General features: G+C 69.9%; 13 protein-coding genes and 2 tRNA genes. 12 read left to right on the top strand and 3 right to left on the bottom strand.

The annotated features are described in order from the left end of the window. Window positions 1-114: 114 nt before the first annotated feature. Window positions 115-188, bottom strand: a tRNA-Gly gene (locus ACZ5ON_RS23255). Between the two features lie 175 nt (window positions 189-363). On the opposite strand from ACZ5ON_RS23255, the gene ACZ5ON_RS23250 reads away from it, so the two are divergent. The 5 genes from ACZ5ON_RS23250 (at window position 364) to clpX (ending at window position 5,563) form a co-directional block, all read left to right on the top strand. Then, a tRNA-Pro gene (locus tag ACZ5ON_RS23250) sits at window positions 364-437 on the top strand. A 401-nt stretch (window positions 438-838) separates the two neighbouring features. Then, window positions 839-2,212 (top strand): trigger factor, encoded by a 1,374-nt coding sequence (gene tig, locus ACZ5ON_RS23245; RefSeq protein ID WP_465595831.1) that lies wholly within the window; start codon window positions 839-841, stop codon window positions 2,210-2,212. A gap of 241 nt (window positions 2,213-2,453) precedes the next feature. Then, the gene (locus ACZ5ON_RS23240) at window positions 2,454-3,083 is read left to right on the top strand and encodes an ATP-dependent Clp protease proteolytic subunit (RefSeq protein WP_465595936.1); all 630 of its coding nucleotides are present in this window, start codon (window positions 2,454-2,456) and stop codon (window positions 3,081-3,083) included. A 47-nt stretch (window positions 3,084-3,130) separates the two neighbouring features. Beyond that, window positions 3,131-3,793 carry an ATP-dependent Clp protease proteolytic subunit gene (locus ACZ5ON_RS23235; RefSeq protein WP_465595828.1) on the top strand — a complete coding sequence of 221 codons (663 nt, stop codon included), beginning with the start codon at window positions 3,131-3,133 and terminating at the stop codon, window positions 3,791-3,793. A gap of 480 nt (window positions 3,794-4,273) precedes the next feature. After that, the gene (gene clpX / locus ACZ5ON_RS23230; protein ID WP_344638442.1) at window positions 4,274-5,563 is read left to right on the top strand and encodes an ATP-dependent Clp protease ATP-binding subunit ClpX; all 1,290 of its coding nucleotides are present in this window, start codon (window positions 4,274-4,276) and stop codon (window positions 5,561-5,563) included. Window positions 5,564-5,619: 56 nt separating this feature from the next. On the opposite strand, the gene ACZ5ON_RS23225 is transcribed toward clpX, so the two are convergent. Both ACZ5ON_RS23225 and ACZ5ON_RS23220 read right to left on the bottom strand, forming a co-directional pair. After that, window positions 5,620-6,285: a hypothetical protein gene (locus ACZ5ON_RS23225; protein WP_465595825.1), complete on the bottom strand. Its 666-nt coding sequence runs from the start codon at window positions 6,283-6,285 to the stop codon at window positions 5,620-5,622. Window positions 6,286-6,334: 49 nt separating this feature from the next. Beyond that, window positions 6,335-7,171, bottom strand: a complete 837-nt coding sequence (locus ACZ5ON_RS23220) for a hypothetical protein (RefSeq protein WP_465595822.1) — start codon at window positions 7,169-7,171, stop codon at window positions 6,335-6,337. Window positions 7,172-7,353: 182 nt separating this feature from the next. On the opposite strand from ACZ5ON_RS23220, the gene ACZ5ON_RS23215 reads away from it, so the two are divergent. The 7 genes from ACZ5ON_RS23215 to mreC all read left to right on the top strand — a co-directional run bounded on the left by ACZ5ON_RS23215 (window position 7,354) and on the right by mreC (window position 16,690). After that, window positions 7,354-9,990 (top strand): valine--tRNA ligase, encoded by a 2,637-nt coding sequence (locus ACZ5ON_RS23215; protein WP_465595819.1) that lies wholly within the window; start codon window positions 7,354-7,356, stop codon window positions 9,988-9,990. Between the two features lie 716 nt (window positions 9,991-10,706). Further along, the gene (locus tag ACZ5ON_RS23210; RefSeq protein ID WP_465595816.1) at window positions 10,707-11,264 is read left to right on the top strand and encodes a hypothetical protein; all 558 of its coding nucleotides are present in this window, start codon (window positions 10,707-10,709) and stop codon (window positions 11,262-11,264) included. Window positions 11,265-11,702: 438 nt separating this feature from the next. Continuing rightward, window positions 11,703-13,100: a bifunctional tetrahydrofolate synthase/dihydrofolate synthase gene (gene folC, locus ACZ5ON_RS23205; RefSeq protein WP_465595813.1), complete on the top strand. Its 1,398-nt coding sequence runs from the start codon at window positions 11,703-11,705 to the stop codon at window positions 13,098-13,100. Window positions 13,101-13,102: 2 nt separating this feature from the next. Then, the gene (locus ACZ5ON_RS23200; RefSeq protein WP_465595810.1) at window positions 13,103-13,441 is read left to right on the top strand and encodes a DUF4233 domain-containing protein; all 339 of its coding nucleotides are present in this window, start codon (window positions 13,103-13,105) and stop codon (window positions 13,439-13,441) included. A 180-nt stretch (window positions 13,442-13,621) separates the two neighbouring features. Then, window positions 13,622-14,035, top strand: coding sequence for a nucleoside-diphosphate kinase (gene ndk / locus ACZ5ON_RS23195; protein WP_465595807.1), 414 nt, complete (start codon window positions 13,622-13,624; stop codon window positions 14,033-14,035). 480 nt (window positions 14,036-14,515) lie between these two features. Next, window positions 14,516-15,541, top strand: coding sequence for a rod shape-determining protein (locus ACZ5ON_RS23190; RefSeq protein ID WP_344638518.1), 1,026 nt, complete (start codon window positions 14,516-14,518; stop codon window positions 15,539-15,541). Between the two features lie 96 nt (window positions 15,542-15,637). Further along, window positions 15,638-16,690, top strand: a complete 1,053-nt coding sequence (gene mreC, locus ACZ5ON_RS23185; protein ID WP_465595804.1) for a rod shape-determining protein MreC — start codon at window positions 15,638-15,640, stop codon at window positions 16,688-16,690. Window positions 16,691-16,692: the final 2 nt, after the last annotated feature.

Below are 16,692 nucleotides of genomic sequence, written 5' to 3'. Positions count from 1 at the left end.
CCTCTATTTCCTTGGTTGCCCCGCCATTTTTTCGCCACGCCCCCCCCCCCCCCCCCCCCCCCCCCCCCCCCCCCCCCCCCCCCCCCCCCCCCCCCCCCCCGGGGCCGAAGTGTCTGGAGCGGGTGACGAGAATCGAACTCGCGTGACCAGTTTGGAAGACTGGGGCTCTACCATTGAGCTACACCCGCATGCCGCATGTGAGCATACGACGCCCCCGAAGACTCGTCGGTCACGAGGACGGGGTCAGCCTACCTGGTTCGGTCGGTTGCTTGCACACTGCTTCCGGTTCCGGGCATGTCCGGCGGGCTCTCGATATAGCGGCGAGCGCGGCCCGACCGACGTGTACGCTTCCTCTCGGCACCACGGGGTGTGGCGCAGTTTGGTAGCGCGTCCGCTTTGGGAGCGGAAGGTCGTCGGTTCGAATCCGGTCACCCCGACAGTGCGGCAGGGTCTCGTCAGCGGACGGGGCCCTGTTGGCTTTTTCCGACGACCACTCAGTCGAAGCCGCCGTCGTCGACTTCGAGTTGACGACGTGTCGGGCCAGGTGCCGTCTTGCGCGCCGCCGAACCCGGACCCGCCAAGGCGGCGCCCGATCGGGCGGCGGCGCGCTGATCGCGGGCGGGCCTGGCGTCCGCCTTTCGTGGTACCGGTAGGATGGGCCGCTGGCCGGTAGTGCCTGTGCATACGCCCAGGTCGACCGCCTGAGGGCGAGGAGTCACGCTCACCGTCCACCATGTACGGGAGATGCAGCCCCAACCGCCCATCGCCCGTCTCGCCCGTGCCGGATGAGCCGGACGGGCGGAGACAACCTGACCGCAAGCCCTTAGGAGACCCAACCGTGAAGAGCGCCGTCGAGACTCTGAACCCGACCCGGGTTCGACTCACCGTCGAGGTGCCCTTCGAGGAGCTCAAGCCCAGCCTCGACGCGGCGTACAAGAAGATCAACCAGCAGGTCACGGTCCCGGGCTTCCGTAAGGGCAAGATCCCGGCCCGCGTCATCGACCAGCGCTTCGGCCGCGCCGCCGTGCTGGAGGAGGCGGTCAACGACGCCCTGCCGCGCTTCTACACGCAGGCCGTCGACGAGGGCAAGATTGAGGTCCTCGGCCAGCCCGAGATCACCGACATCGAGGGTGTCGAGCGGATCGCCGACGGTGGCGACCTGAAGTTCACCGCCGAGGTCGACATCCGCCCGGAGATCACCCTGCCGGACTTCTCCACCATCGAGGTCGAGGTCGACCCGATCGTGGTCGAGGACGCCGACGTCGAGAAGTCCCTGGAGCAGCTGCGCGAGCGCTTCTCCTCGGTCAAGGACGTCGAGCGTGCCGCCGCCGAGGGCGACGTCGTGATCGTCGACCTGGAGGCCAAGGTCGACGGTGAGGTTCCGGAGGACGGCACCGCCTCCGACGTCAGCTACGAGATCGGCTCCGGCCGCCTGCTGGACGGCATCGACGAGGCCGTCACTGGCCTGTCCGCCGGTGAGTCCAAGACCTTCACCACCGAGCTCAAGGGCGGCACCCAGGCCGGCAAGAGCTCCGACGTCACCGTCACCGTGAAGACCGTCCAGGAGAAGGAGCTCCCGGCGCTGGACGACGAGTTCGCCCAGCTGGCCAGCGAGTTCGACACCCTGGACGAGCTGAAGGAGGACTCCCGCAAGCGCCTGGAGCGCATGCGCGAGTTCGACCAGGCCACCCAGGCCCAGGAGCGCGTCCTGGACGAGCTGCTGAAGCTGGTCGAGATGGAGTACCCGGCCAAGCTCCTCAAGGACGAGGTCGAGACCCGCCGCCACAACCTGGAGCACCACCAGCTGGAGCCCATGGGTCTGAACCTGGACACCTACCTCGCCACCCAGGGCAAGACCATGGAGGAGTTCCTGGCGGAGACCGAGGAGCAGGCGAAGAAGGGCATCAAGACCCAGTTCGTGCTCGACGCGATCGTGGCGAAGGAGGAGCTCGGCGTCAACCAGGAGGAGCTCACCGAGCACCTGATCCGCCGCGCCGCCGGTTCGGGCCTCACCCCGGACCAGTTCGCCCAGCAGGTCGTCCAGGGCGGCCAGGTTCCGCTGCTGGTCGGCGAGGTCGCCCGCGGCAAGGCGCTGGCCACCGTGGTCGAGGCCGCCACCGTCAAGGACACCAACGGTGAGGTCGTCACCTTCGACGACGCCGAGGACGAGGGCGCCGAGGACGAGGGCGCTGCCGAGAGCACCGAAGCCTGAGTCAGCGAGTAGTGGCCGACGGCGAGCCCGGGTACCGGAAGGTGCCCGGGCTCGCTGCTTTCGAATGCTGACCCTGCGCTCACAGCGAACAGTTCTGCGTGGGGGATTCCGTGGCCCGGCCTGGGCGTTAGGGTCCTTAGACAGCGACATCCACGCAGTGAAACTGCGACAAGCGACGGCTGCTCCGCGGTCCGTCCAATTCAACTGAGCAGGTGGCTAAGTGACGTTCCCGCAGATGCAGATGCCTGGCCTCATGGCGCCGCACGCCGCCGCTGGTGACGTGCTCGGTGGCCTGGGGGACCAGGTCTACAACCGGCTGCTCAACGAGCGCATCATCTTCCTCGGCCAGCAGGTCGACGACGACATCGCCAACAAGATCACGGCCCAGCTGCTGCTCCTGGCCGCTGACCCGGACAAGGACATCTTCCTCTACATCAACTCCCCAGGCGGCTCGATCTCGGCCGGCATGGCGATCTACGACACCATGCAGTACATCAAGAACGACGTGGTGACGATCGCGATGGGCATGGCGGCCTCGATGGGCCAGTTCCTGCTCACCGCCGGCGCCAGGGGCAAGCGCTTCTCGCTGCCGAACGCCAACATCCTGATGCACCAGCCCTCCGCCGGTCTCGGCGGTTCCGCCACCGACATCCGCATCCAGGCCGAGCAGCTGCTGCGCACCAAGAAGCGGATGTCCGAGCTGATCGCCTTCCACAGCGGCCAGAGCTTCGAGAGGGTCACCGCGGACTCCGACCGTGACCGCTGGTTCACGCCCGAGGAGGCCAAGGAGTACGGTCTGATCGACGAGATCATGCACAGCGCCGCGGACGTCCCCGGCGGCGGCGGCACCGGCGCCGGCCTGAGCGCCTGACGCCGGCAGCAGACCCCAGACCGCACGCTTCGGAGGACCATAACCTTATGAACATCCCCAGCCTGTCCAGCGCCAAGGCGCGTGTGGAGGACATGCGCGCCGAGGGCCGCTACATCGTCCCCCGCTTCGTCGAGCGCACCTCGCAGGGCATCCGCGAGTACGACCCGTACGCCAAGCTGTTCGAGGAGCGCATCATCTTCCTCGGCTCGCAGGTGGACGACGTCTCGGCCAACGACATCATGGCCCAGCTGCTCTGCCTGGAGTCGATGGACCCGGACCGCGAGATCCAGATGTACATCAACTCGCCCGGCGGCTCCTTCACCGCGCTGACGGCCATCTACGACACGATGCAGTACGTGAAGCCGGACATCACCACGGTCTGCATGGGCCAGGCGGCCTCCGCCGCCGCGGTGCTGCTGGCCGCCGGTACGCCCGGCAAGCGGATGGCGCTGCCGAACGCCCGGATCCTGATCCACCAGCCGTACACCGAGACCGGCCGCGGCCAGGTGTCCGACCTGGAGATCCAGGCCAAGGAGATCTTCCGGATGCGCGAGCAGCTGGAGGAGATGCTGGCCAAGCACTCCAACAAGGACACCCAGCAGGTCCGCGACGACATCGAGCGCGACAAGATCCTGACGGCCGAGGAGGCCCTGGAGTACGGCCTGATCGACCAGATCATCTCGACCCGCAAGACCTCGCTGACCGACTGACCTCGGCAGCTCCGGCGGGGCGCACGGCGCGGCTCCGGTGGGCCGCGGCCCGCGGACGGCTCCGCCGCGTACGGGGCGGGCGACGGGCGACGAGGGCTCCTCGCCCCGGCCGCCGGGCCGGGGGCACCTCCGGCCCGGCGGCCGGGGGAGCCCTGCCCGGTGGCGGGCGAGGGGCCGAGCGGCGTCGGCACCGGGCGGCAGCGACCGGAAGCGAAGGGCGGGGAGTGACGCACGCCCCGCTCTCGTTCTGTTCCGGACGGGCCCCGGGCCCGGCACAATCTATTGCGGGCGTCATGCCCGCGAGACGGCATCTGTTCGGTATCAATTCGCCCAGGGCGTAGGGCAGAGCTGTCGAAGTCGGCGGATTCACCGGCTCAGCAGAGTACCGTCGGATACCGAGACCGGACGCCGACGGCGCAGCCGGTCCACAGCACCAGGCCCCGGACCCCCGCGGGGCCCCTGGCGAAGGGGAAGCACCTCGTGGCACGCATCGGAGACGGTGGCGACCTGCTCAAGTGCTCGTTCTGCGGCAAGTCGCAGAAGCAGGTGAAGAAGCTGATCGCCGGGCCAGGCGTGTACATCTGCGATGAGTGCATCGACCTGTGTAACGAGATCATCGAGGAGGAGCTCGCGGAGAGCTCCGAGGTGCGGTTCGAGGAGCTCCCGAAGCCGCGCGAGATCTACGAGTTCCTCGACCAGTACGTGGTCGGCCAGGACCTGGCGAAGAAGGCGCTGTCCGTCGCGGTATACAACCACTACAAGCGGGTCCAGGCGGGCGAGGCCGGCCGCAGCGGCGGCAACGGCCGTGAGGACGCGATCGAGCTGGCCAAGTCCAACATCCTGCTGCTCGGTCCGACCGGCTCCGGAAAGACGCTGCTGGCGCAGACCCTGGCCCGGATGCTGAACGTGCCGTTCGCGATCGCCGACGCCACCGCGCTCACCGAGGCCGGCTACGTCGGCGAGGACGTCGAGAACATCCTGCTGAAGCTGATCCAGGCGGCCGACTACGACGTCAAGAAGGCCGAGACCGGGATCATCTACATCGACGAGATCGACAAGGTCGCCCGCAAGAGCGAGAACCCGTCGATCACCCGCGACGTCTCCGGTGAGGGCGTGCAGCAGGCACTGCTGAAGATCCTGGAGGGCACCACCGCCTCGGTGCCCCCGCAGGGCGGCCGCAAGCACCCGCATCAGGAGTTCATCCAGATCGACACCACCAACGTGCTGTTCATCGTGGGCGGTGCGTTCGCCGGTCTGGAGCGGATCATCGAGGGCCGGGCGGGCGCCAAGGGCATCGGCTTCGGTGCCAACATCCGCTCCAAGCGGGAGCTGGACGCAAGCGACCACTTCCGCCAGGTGATGCCCGAGGACCTGGTGAAGTTCGGGATGATCCCCGAGTTCATCGGCCGCCTGCCGGTGATCACCAGCGTGCACAACCTGGACCGCGAGGCGCTGCTGCAGATCCTCACCGAGCCGAAGAACGCGCTGGTCAAGCAGTACCGCAAGCTCTTCGAACTGGACGGCGTGGAGCTGGAGTTCACCCGGGACGCGCTGGAGGCCATCGCCGACCAGGCGATCCTGCGGGGTACCGGCGCTCGCGGACTTCGGGCGATCATGGAGGAGGTGCTGATGTCCGTGATGTACGAGGTGCCCTCGCGTCAGGACGTCGCCCGCGTGGTCGTGACCGGTGACGTGGTCTCCAAGCACGCCATCCCGACTCTGGTCCCGCGCGACATGATCAAGCGCGAGCGCCGCGACAAGAGCGCCTGAGACACCGCGAAGGGGCCCCGCCGAGCGATCGGCGGGGCCCCTTCGCGCTGCCCGAACTACTTCCTGATCTCGGCGAGTTGACGCAGCTCCCGGGTGTCGGCGGCGAGCCCGTCCAGGTCCGTCTCCGGGCCGCCGTCGAACTCCGTCACGGTGACCAGGCTGCTGCCGTCGGCCCAGACGCAGAAGGCCTCCCCGGAACCGGAGTTGTGATGGGCGCAGTCCAGCCGGCCGCCGAGCGGGCCGGGGTCGAAGCTGCGCCGGTCGGTGGCTCCCAGGTGCCTGAGGACGGAGTCCTGACGCTGGTCAGGGAGCAGCAGATCGCCCCAACCTCCCCACACCAGCAGGGCTTTGTGCGAGCCACCATCGTGGTAGACCGCGCTGACCGGGTGCCAGGTGCCGGAGTTGCCCCCGGCCGCCGCGGTGGTGTCCGCACTGAGCTTCCGGGCCACCGGGGCGTCGTCGTCCCGCTTCATCCCGTGGAAGTCGTCGGGCAGCGCGACGCGGTGGTTGCCGGTCTTCGACGCCACCTCGGCGACGAAGTACACCACCGCGCCGCCGCCGAGCAGCGCCACGCCGCCCAGCATGCCGAGCACGGTCCACAGCACCTTGCGGGACTTCTTCGGCGGCACCGGCGCGGCCCAGCCGGGCGCACCCCAGTCGGGGGCGCCGGGCCGGGGCGGACCGTCGGACGGCGGCGCGGCGAAGGGGTTGCGCTCGGACACGCGGAGATCGCCTTCGGGTCGGTGAGACGGGTGGCCGGCCGTGGGAGCGCTACTTGGCGACGACCGCCGCGTCACGGATGGCGCGGGCCTGGTCCGCCGCTTCGGAGGGCGAGAGGGGCTGCACCTTGTCGGTCAGCGAGATGTGGGTGAAGGTGACCGAGCCCATGGTGGAGTGGTTGACCCAGAGGCAGACCGGAATCTCCATGTTGCCGGTGCTGCTGCCCATCACGCCGCAGGAGAGCTTGCCGCCCGGGTCCTTGGCGTCCTTGGCGTCCACGGGAGCGATCGGCGTCTTCCAGGTCGCCCCGTTGGCGACCTTGGCGGTCATCTGGCCGCTCATCGCGGTCATGACCGCGTCCGGGTCCGAGATCTTGCCCCAGGAACCGGCGAGGCCGATCACGTCGGTGGGGGACCCGTTCTTGTTGTACGAGGCGGCCATGGCACCGTCCACCGAGGTGAAGCCCGCGGGGGCCTTCGACGGGTCGGCCGGTGCGTCGGTGGCGGACTTCTGGACGTAGCCGCCGGGCAGGCTGGCCGGCGCGGAGATCTTGTACTGGCCCGCGGTGGAGCCGCCGCCCCCGCCGCCGTTCTTGTCGCCCATCAGCGCGTACGCGCCGAGGCCGCCACCGACCAGCACCACCGCGCCGATCACCAGGCCGACGATCAGGCCGGTGCTGCCCTTCTGCTGCGGGGCCGGCTGCTGGTAGCCGATCGGCGGCTGCGGTGCGCCGTACGGCTGCTGCCCGTACTGCGGCGGCTGGGGCGCCCCGTACTGCGGCTGCTGCGGCGCGCCGTACTGCGGTGCCGGCGGCTGGCCGTACTGCGGCGGCTGCCCGTACGGCTGCTGCGGCTGGCCCTGTGGATACTGCTGCCCTTGGCCGTACATCGGCTTCGCTCTCCCCCACCGCGTCCGCGGCCTGTGTTGTGGCGTGTGTCTGTCGTACCGGTACTCGTACAAATGGGTGCACGAGTACCGGGCACGGTACCGTACCGGAGTGTCAGCCCGTCGGAGTGGCTCGCCAGCAATGCGTTAGTAAGGCACCTCCCGCCGTACGTAAACTGTGCGTCGTGACCGACACGACGAACCAGCGCCCCGACGCCATTCCCGGGGACAACGCAGCCACCCTCCCGACGACCTATGCTCCGGCCGAGGTAGAGGGCGAGCTGTACGAGCGCTGGGTAGACCGCGGTTACTTCACCGCCGACGCGAAGAGCGACAAGCCCGCGTACACCATCGTCATTCCGCCGCCGAACGTCACCGGTTCGCTGCACCTGGGCCACGCGTTCCAGCACACGCTGATGGACGCGCTGACCCGCCGTAAGCGAATGCAGGGTTACGAGACGCTCTGGCTGCCCGGTATGGACCACGCCGGCATCGCCACCCAGAACAAGGTGGAGCAGCAGCTCGCCGAGTCCAACCTCTCGCGCCACGACCTCGGCCGCGAGGCCTTCGTCGAGAAGGTCTGGCAGTGGAAGGAGGAGTACGGCGGCAAGATCCTCGGCCAGATGCGCCGGCTCGGCGACGGTGTCGACTGGTCCCGTGAGCGCTTCACCATGGACGAGGGCCTCTCCAAGGCCGTCCAGACGATCTTCAAGCGGCTGTTCGACGACGGCCTGATCTACCGCGCCGAGCGCATCATCAACTGGTGCCCGCGCTGCCTCACCGCGCTCTCCGACATCGAGGTCGAGCACGAGGAGGTCCCCGGCGAGCTGGTCTCCATCCGCTACGGGGAGGGCGAGGACTCGATCATCGTCGCCACCACCCGGGCCGAGACCATGCTGGGCGACACCGCCGTGGCCGTCCACCCCGACGACGAGCGGTACCAGCACCTGATCGGCCGCACCATCAAGCTGCCGCTGACGAACCGTGAGATCCCGGTCGTCGCCGACGAGCACGTCGACCCGGAGTTCGGCACCGGCGCCGTCAAGGTGACCCCGGCACACGACCCGAACGACTTCGCCATCGGCCAGCGCCACAACCTGCCGTCGCTGACGGTGATGGACGAGCACGGTCTGATCACCGTCCACGGCCCCTTCCTCGGCCTGGACCGCCTGGAGGCCCGCTCCGCCGTCGTCGGCGCCCTGCGGGAGCAGGGGCGCATCGTCGCCGAGAAGCGCCCCTACATGCACGCGGTCGGCCACTGCTCGCGCTGCAAGACCGTGGTCGAGCCGCGGCTGTCCCTGCAGTGGTGGGTCAAGGTCGAGCCGCTGGCCCGCGAGGCGGCCGCCGCCGTCCGCGACGGCCGGGTGCAGATCCACCCCAAGGAGCTCGAGGGCCGCTACTTCTCCTGGGTCGACAACATGCACGACTGGTGCATCTCGCGCCAGCTGTGGTGGGGCCACCGGATCCCGGTCTGGTACGGGCCGGACGGCGAGGTGGTCTGCGTCGGCCCGAACGAGGAGCCGCCGAGCGGCGAGGGCTGGCACCAGGACCAGGACGTCCTGGACACCTGGTTCTCCAGCGGCCTGTGGCCGTTCTCCACGCTGGGCTGGCCCGAGCAGACTCCGGACCTGGAGAAGTTCTACGCCACCGACGTCCTGCTCACCGGCCACGACATCATCTTCTTCTGGGTCGCCCGGATGATGATGTTCGGCCTGTACGCGATGGACGGCCAGGCGCCGTTCCACACCATCGCGCTCACCGGCCTGGTCCGTGACGAGCGCGGCAAGAAGATGTCCAAGTCCTTCGGCAACGTGGTCGACCCGCTGGACTGGATGGACGCCTACGGTGCCGACGCCGTCCGGTTCACCCTGGCGCGCGGTGCCAACCCGGGCGCCGACGTGCCGATCGGCGAGGACTGGGTCCAGGGCTCGCGGAACTTCTGCAACAAGATCTGGAACGCCACCCGCTTCGCGCTGATGAACGGCGCCACGGTCGCTGGCGAGCTGCCGCCCGCCGAGCAGCTGACGGCCGCCGACCGGTGGATCCTGTCGCGCCTGAACGCGACCGTCGCCGAGGTGGACGCGCTCTACGACGACTACCAGTTCGCCAAGCTCAGCGACACCCTGTTCCACTTCGCCTGGGACGAGGTGTTCGACTGGTACGTCGAGCTCTCCAAGACCACCCTGGCCAAGGGCGGCGCGCAGGCCGACGCCTCGCGCCGGGTCCTCGGCGAGGTCCTGGACGTCACGCTGCGGCTGCTCCACCCCATCGTCCCGTTCGTCACCGACACCCTGTGGACCACGCTCACCGGCGCCGAGTCCCTGGTGGTCACCGAGTGGCCGAAGGACAGCGGCTTCCGCGACGCGGACGCCGAGGCGGAGATCGCCACGCTGCAGCAGGTGGTCACCGAGGTCCGCCGGTTCCGTTCGGACCAGGGCCTCAAGCCCGGTCAGCGCGTCCCGGCCCAACTGGAGCTGGCCGGTACCGTCCTGGTCGCGCACGAGGACGCGATCCGCTCGCTGCTGCGCCTGACCGTGCCGGAGGACGGCTTCCACGCCACCGCCTCGCTGCCGGTCGCCGGTGCCACCGTCGCCCTCGACCTCTCCGGCACCATCGACGTCGCGGCCGAGCGCAAGCGCCTGGCCAAGGACCTCGCGGCGGCCGAGAAGGAGAAGGCGCAGACCTCCGGCAAGCTCGGCAACGAGGCCTTCCTGGCCAAGGCCCCGGACGACGTGGTCGCCAAGATCCGGGCCCGCCAGGCTGCCGCCGAGGCCGACATCGCCCGGATCACCGCCCAGTTGGCCGCGCTGCCGCAGGGCTGATCCGCCACCCGCACCCGTCGAGGGCCGCACCACCCGCCGAACCGGCGGGCGGTGCGGCCCTCGGTGCTTACCCGGCCGGCGAGTTGACGACAGGGGGGGACTAAAGCCCCAGGCGCTTAAGGCATTTGATCCCGGGGCGTCATTCGGCAGCACTGGCAGAGTTCCTGATAACCCGTTCGGTCGAATTCCTCACGCGCCCATGCCCCGAAGCCGGATGTCCGGATGTGCGCGAAGAGGCGGAAACGGCGGAACGGGCGGCCGCCAATGACGAGTGTGCGGCGCGGACACGGACCGGCATTGGCATCGACCTCGGAACCGGCGGCATGCTGGTCCACCTGCGTGGCAAGGGGATTGTGCTCAATGAGCCTCCGTCGCCGTGGCGGACCGGAAGACCGGCGGGGTCCTCGGCGTCGGCGTGGCGGCGAAGACGGCACCCAGCCGGGCGTGATGGTCCGTGTGCTGGACGGTGCCACCGGATCCGGGCGGCGGGCTGTCGTGGAGGGGTGCGCGGTGCCGGAGCGAGGAGCCGATGGTGGCGGCGATCCGCGTCTGAACTGCCGCGTAATTGGCCCCGATACCCGGCCCATTCCAGGGTATTGCGGCCGCTCGGAAGTCGTGTTGTCCCAGGTTTGTTCCTCCGCGCCTGTTACCTGAGCGAGTTCACCGAATTTTGCAGGTGCACTGTGTACGGTGAGCAGAAGTCCAGGGAGTTCGTGTTGCGACTGACGGGAGGGCACGGCGTGGTGGTGACCGAGGAGTTGGCCGACGAGCTGTCCGCGGAGGAGGTCGAGGCAGCCAAGTCCCGTGTGGCGACCCTGTTGCTCGCCTTCCGGCACGGCAATCAGCTCGCATTCGACCACGAACTCGACTGCCTTCTGGACGACGGGGCCGAACGCGAGGTGACCACGCTGCTGGTGTGGGTCGCCGCCGAGGCGGTCCGCAAGGCGTACGCGCCCCAGGTGGGCGACCGGGTGCTGCGGGCACTGGTCCGGCGGGCTCCGGCGGACACCGGGGCGGTCGCGGTGGACGAGGACGCCGTGGGCGCGGCCCGGTTGATCGAGGCGGTCGGCTCGAGCGATGTCGCGGCGGTGCGGGCGCTGGTGGCGTCCACGGCCGACACCACCTACCTGCTGGGCGGGCTGCTGCAGGCGGTGGCGATGATGCTGCCGCTGCTGCCGCCGAGGGAGGTCGAGCAGGTGGTGGCCGAGCTGAGGGGGCGGCACGGCGACCGGACCGGCCGGGCCTCCGGTGCTCCGGAGGCCCGGCGGTACTGACCGGGAGCCGGCGCTACGGCACGGCGTGCAGGTGGCTGCCGACGGAGCCGGCGATCTGTCCGCCGTCGCTCGCATCCCAGTTGGTGGACCAGGGCATCGCGCCGCCGATCCCCGGCCAGGTCTGCCTCGGCTTGAAGGAGCCGCAGCCGGCACCGGAGGCGAGGAAGTCCGAGCGCGGCGTTCACCGTGCTCGGACTCAATTCCACTGTCAAGACCGGTGACCGGGTGCGCGCCAGGGCATGGGGTCCCGTGCCCGGGGGCGCCCGTCGAGCACCCGATGGCCCTCGGGACTCCCGACAGAAAGCGACATCAGGTGATGAATCCGCGCTGAACGATCAATCCCGTGCCGCCGCGGTGGAGCGCGGGCACCAGCCCGTCACGGCCCGCCCGGCCGTATCCCGCTCCGACGCCAGCCCCGTCGCTCCGTAGACTGAGGGCGTGAGCGACAAGGCCGAGCAGAACCCGTACACGATCCGCCCCACCAGCAGCGACCCCGCCGACCCGGCGGCCGGACTGCGCGAGGTGGAGGTCGAGCTGGCCAAGCGCTGGCCGGAGAACAAGCTGGAGCCCTCGCTCGACCGGATCGAGGCGCTGATGGACATCCTCGGCCAGCCGCAGCGCTCCTACCCCTCGATCCACATCACCGGCACCAACGGCAAGACCTCCACCGCCCGGATGATCGAGCAGCTGCTCACCACCTTCGACCTGCGCACCGGCCGCTACACCAGTCCGCACGTGGAGTCCGTCACCGAGCGGATCAGTCTGGACGGCGAACCGATCACCGCCGAGAAGTTCGTCGAGACCTACCGCGACATCGAGCCCTACGTGCAGATGGTCGACGCCCAGCAGCCGGTGGCGATGTCCTTCTTCGAGGTGCTGACCGGCATGGCCTACGCTGCCTTCGCGGACGCCCCGGTGGACGTGGCCATCGTCGAGGTCGGCATGGGCGGCTCCTGGGACGCCACCAACGTGATCGACGCCGCCGTCTCGGTGATCACTCCGATCGGCCTCGACCACACCGACAAGCTGGGCGAGACCACCGGCGAGATCGCGGTCGAGAAGTCCGGGATCATCAAGCAAAACGCGCTCGCCGTGGTCGCCCAGCAGCCGCTGGACGCCGCCGAGACCATCCTGCGGCGCGCCGTCGAGGTGGATGCCACGGTGGCCCGCGAGGGCATGGAGTTCGGCGTGATCCACCGTGAGGTCGCCGTCGGCGGGCAGATGGTGACGCTGCGCGGTCTCGGTGGCTACGAGTACGAGGAGATCTTCCTGCCGCTGCACGGCGCCTACCAGGCGCACAACGCGGTCCTGGCGCTGGCGGCCGTCGAGGCGTTCTTCGGTGTCGGTGGCGCGGGCGGCGGCAACCTGAACCCGGACAAGGTGCGCGACGCCTTCGCCGGGGTCCGCTCGCCGGGCCGGCTCGAGGTCGTCCGCCGCAGCCCCACCGTGGTCCTGGACGCGGCGCACAACCCGCACGGCGCCGAGGCGACCGTCGCCGCGCTCGGCGAGTCCTTCGGCTTCACCAAGCTGGTCGGCGTGATCGCCACCAGCGGCGACAAGGACGTCTCCGGTCTGCTGGAGGTCTTCGAGCCGGTCCTGGCCGAGGTGGTCATCACCCAGAACTCCACCCACCGCGCGATGCCGGTGGACGACCTGGCCGCGCTGGCCGTGGAGATCTTCGGCGAGGAACGGGTCCAGGTCGAGCCCCGGCTGGACGACGCCATCGAGGCGGCCGTCACCCTGGCCGAGGAGGAGGACCTCGGCGGCGCCGGAGTCCTGGTCACCGGTTCGGTCATCACGGTGGGCGAGGCCCGCCTGCTGCTCGGGAGGAAGTAGTCATGCGGACCCTGTGCTCCTCGACCCTGATCGGCGAAGCGTTCCTGCTGCTCTTCGCCGGACTGGTCGCCATGCAGCTCAGTCACGTCTCCACCGCCACCATCTGGACCGTCACCGGCATCGCGATGCTGCTGTGCGTCGCGCTCTGCGGTGCGGTCACCCGCCCCGGCGCGGTCGCCGTCGGGTGGGCGCTCCAGATCGGCCTGGTCGCCAGCGGTTTCGTCCTGCCGACCATGTTCGGCCTGGGCGCGGTCTTCGCGGGCCTGTGGTGGTGCTCGGTGCACTACGGCCGGAAGATCGACCAGATCAAGGCCGCGCGCGAGGCCGCGGCGGCTGCCTGAGGTCCGTTCCGGCTCCGCCTCCGCGACGCAGGCTCCCCGGTCGGCGGGGCTTCGCCGACCGGGGGGGGGAGCAGGCTCCGCGTCCAGGGGGACCGGGAGCGCATCGCCGCTGCTCACCCAAGGTAATCTTCGGGTGAGGCCGTATACACCACGCCCCACCGATTCCCCTGGAGCCGCACCGTGTCCCAGCGCACTCTCGTCCTGCTGAAGCCCGACGCCGTCAAGCGCGGCCTGGCCGGCGAGATCATCAGCCGTATCGAGCGCAAGGCGGGCTGGCAGCTCGCCGCCGTCGAGCTGCGCACCTTCGACCGGGCGACGCTGGAGCTGCACTACGCGGAGCACGTCGGCCGCCCGTTCTACGAGCCGCTGCTGGAGTTCATGACCTCGGGCCCGTCGATCGCCATGATCATCGAGGGTGAGAACGTCGTCCCGGGCATCCGCGCGCTGGCCGGTGCGACCGACCCGCTGCAGGCGGGCCCCGGCACCATCCGCGGCGACTTCGCGACCATCACCCGCGAGAACCTGATCCACGCCTCCGACTCCCCGGAGTCCGCGGAGCGCGAGATCAAGATCTTCTTCCCCGCGCACGCCTGATCGAGGTCCGGGAGAGACCTGGTCGGGCCGGGTGCCGCCACTCGGCCACCACCTCCGGGCGCCCTTGCCCACCATGCCGGCCGACGGCCGTGCCGCAGGCGGCGATCCTCGCTCCGGCATGCGCCGTGCCGGAGCGTCCAGGGCCGTCCGCCCCCTCCGGCGTCGGCTCGTCCGCAGGCTCGGCTGGGGTCTGGCCCGACCAGGTGACTCTCAACTTTTCATCCTCAAATAACGGAACTCCCGACCTCGACACGGCGTCCCAATCCAGGAAGAAGCCATCGAGTCCCCCGAGAATGGGCGGCGAACCTCACTCGCCGCTCGTGCTGACCGGCGTGGCTACGATGGACACAACTCATGGGCCCGGTACGGCTGCTCAGCTGAAGTCCGCCCCCCTTGCCGTGGGCGAGCGTCACCACCGGCCTGCTCCCCGCCATCTGACTCCGAGTTCGGGAAGGCACTGCACACCCCATGGCCAACAATCTGTCGTTCATCGGCCGTGACATGGCGATCGACCTTGGTACTGCCAACACGCTGGTGTACGTCAGGGGCAAGGGGATCGTCCTCAACGAGCCTTCCGTGGTGGCGGTCAACACCAATACCGGCGGCATCCTGGCGGTCGGTTCCGAGGCGAAGAAGATGATCGGCCGGACCCCCGGCAACATCGTCGCCATCCGCCCGCTCAAGGACGGTGTGATCGCCGACTTCGAGATCACCGAGCGGATGCTCCGCTACTTCATCCTGAAGATCCACCGCCGCCGGTACCTGGCCCGCCCCCGGGTCGTGGTCTGCGTGCCCTCCGGCATCACCGGGGTCGAGCGCCGCGCCGTGATCGAGGCCAGCTCCCAGGCCGGTGCGCGCCAGGTGCACATCATCGAGGAGCCGATGGCAGCGGCGATCGGCGCGGGCCTGCCGGTCCACGAGCCCACCGGCAACATGGTGGTGGACATCGGCGGCGGTACCACCGAGGTCGCGGTGATCTCGCTCGGCGGGATCGTCACCGCCCAGTCCCTCCGGGTGGCCGGCGACGAGCTGGACAACGCGATCGTCCAGCACATCAAGAAGGAGTACAGCCTGCTGCTCGGTGAGCGCAGCGCCGAGCAGATCAAGATGAGCATCGGCTCCGCCTTCGCGCTGGAGGGCGAGAAGGACGAGCACGCCGAGATTCGCGGCCGCGACCTGGTCAGCGGCCTGCCGAAGACCGTGGTGATCTCCGCGGCCGAGGTGCGCGAGGCCATCGACGAGCCCGTGAACTCCATCATCGACGCCGTCAAGACCACCCTCGACCAGTGTCCGCCCGAGCTGGCCGGTGACGTGATGGACCGTGGCATCGTTCTCACCGGCGGCGGCGCCCTGCTGCGCGGCCTGGACGAGCGGCTGCGCCGTGAGACCGGCATGCCGGTCCACATCGCGGAGAACCCGTTGGACTCCGTCGCACTCGGCTCAGGCAAGTGCGTCGAGGAGTTCGAGGCGCTCCAGCAGGTGCTGGACGCGCAGCCGCGCCGCTGACCCGTCCGAATCTGACAATCTTTCAACTGAAAGGTCCTCGCCCCGCGCCGCACGGCACGGGGCGAGGTCAGGAACTGAAGGGGCAGCTCCACCACCGTGAGGGACACCCGAGAGAGCCGGCTACTGCTCGTCGTGCTGGTAGCCGTCGCCTTCGCGCTGATCACCGTGGACATCAGGGGCGGCGAGAGCTCCCCACTGAACGGTGCCCGGCGGGCCGCCGCCGGCGCCCTCGGGCCGGTCGAGCGGGCCGCCTCCGGCCTCGTCGACCCGGTCGCGGGCACCGTCCGGGCGATCCGTGACGCCGGCACCCACCAGCAGCGGCTCGACCAGATCACCCGCGAGAACACCGACCTGCGCCAGCGCCTGGCCTCCTCCGAGACCGCCGCGGGCCGCACCAAGCAGCTCGACGACATGCTCCGCACCGCCGGAGCCGGCGGCTACACCATCAAGGCCGCCCAGGTGATCGCCATCGGCGCCGCCCAGGGCTTCTCCTGGACCATCACCATCGACGCGGGCAGCAACGACGGCCTCGCCCGCGACATGACGGTGATCAACGGCCAGGGCCTGGTCGGCCGGCTCACCACCGTCGGAGCGACCACCTCCACTGTGCTGCTCGCCTCCGACCCCGGCTTCACCGCCGGCACCAGGCTGGAGGGCAGCAACGAGATCGGCTTCGCCAACGGCCAGGGCACCGGCCCGATGCGGGTCTCGCTGCTGAACGGCCGCGCCCAGGTCAAGGCGGGCGACCGGCTGGTCACCTTCGGCTCCCAGAGCGGCCGCCCGTTCGTCCCGGGCGTGCCGGTCGGCCAGGTGGTCGAGGTGGAGGCGACGCCCGGCCAGCTCACCAAGACCATCCTGGTCCAGCCGTACGTCCAGTTCACCCGGCTCGACCTGGTCGGCGTCGTGGTGGTCCCGCCGCGCACCGATCCGCGCGACGCCGTACTGCCGCCGTCCCCGGCCCCGACCCCGTCGGTCGCCCCCGGTACCCAGCCGGTCGTCCCCGTCACCCCCGACGCTCCCGGCGCCCCCGTGGCCCCCGGCGCGTCCGTACCGTCCGCCGTGGCCGGTGCCACCGGAGCGAGCCCCGTCCCCAGCGCGGCCGCAGCCGGCTCCGCCACGGCGAAGCCCAGTCCCTCAGGGGGGAACTGACC

It is taken from the genome of Kitasatospora sp. NPDC032150 (assembly GCF_055579945.1).
Note: the sequence above shows the minus strand (reverse complement) of the source record. Positions and strands in the feature narration are given on the sequence as shown.

Coding starts and splice junctions, on each gene's coding strand:
- ACZ5ON_RS23240 (WP_465595936.1), top strand. CDS start 2,454: ATGCCTGGCCTCATGGCGCCGCACGCCGCCGCTGGTGACGTGCTCGGT.
- ACZ5ON_RS23235 (WP_465595828.1), top strand. CDS start 3,131: ATGAACATCCCCAGCCTGTCCAGCGCCAAGGCGCGTGTGGAGGACATG.
- ACZ5ON_RS23220 (WP_465595822.1), bottom strand. CDS start 7,171: ATGTACGGCCAAGGGCAGCAGTATCCACAGGGCCAGCCGCAGCAGCCG.
- ACZ5ON_RS23200 (WP_465595810.1), top strand. CDS start 13,103: ATGCGGACCCTGTGCTCCTCGACCCTGATCGGCGAAGCGTTCCTGCTG.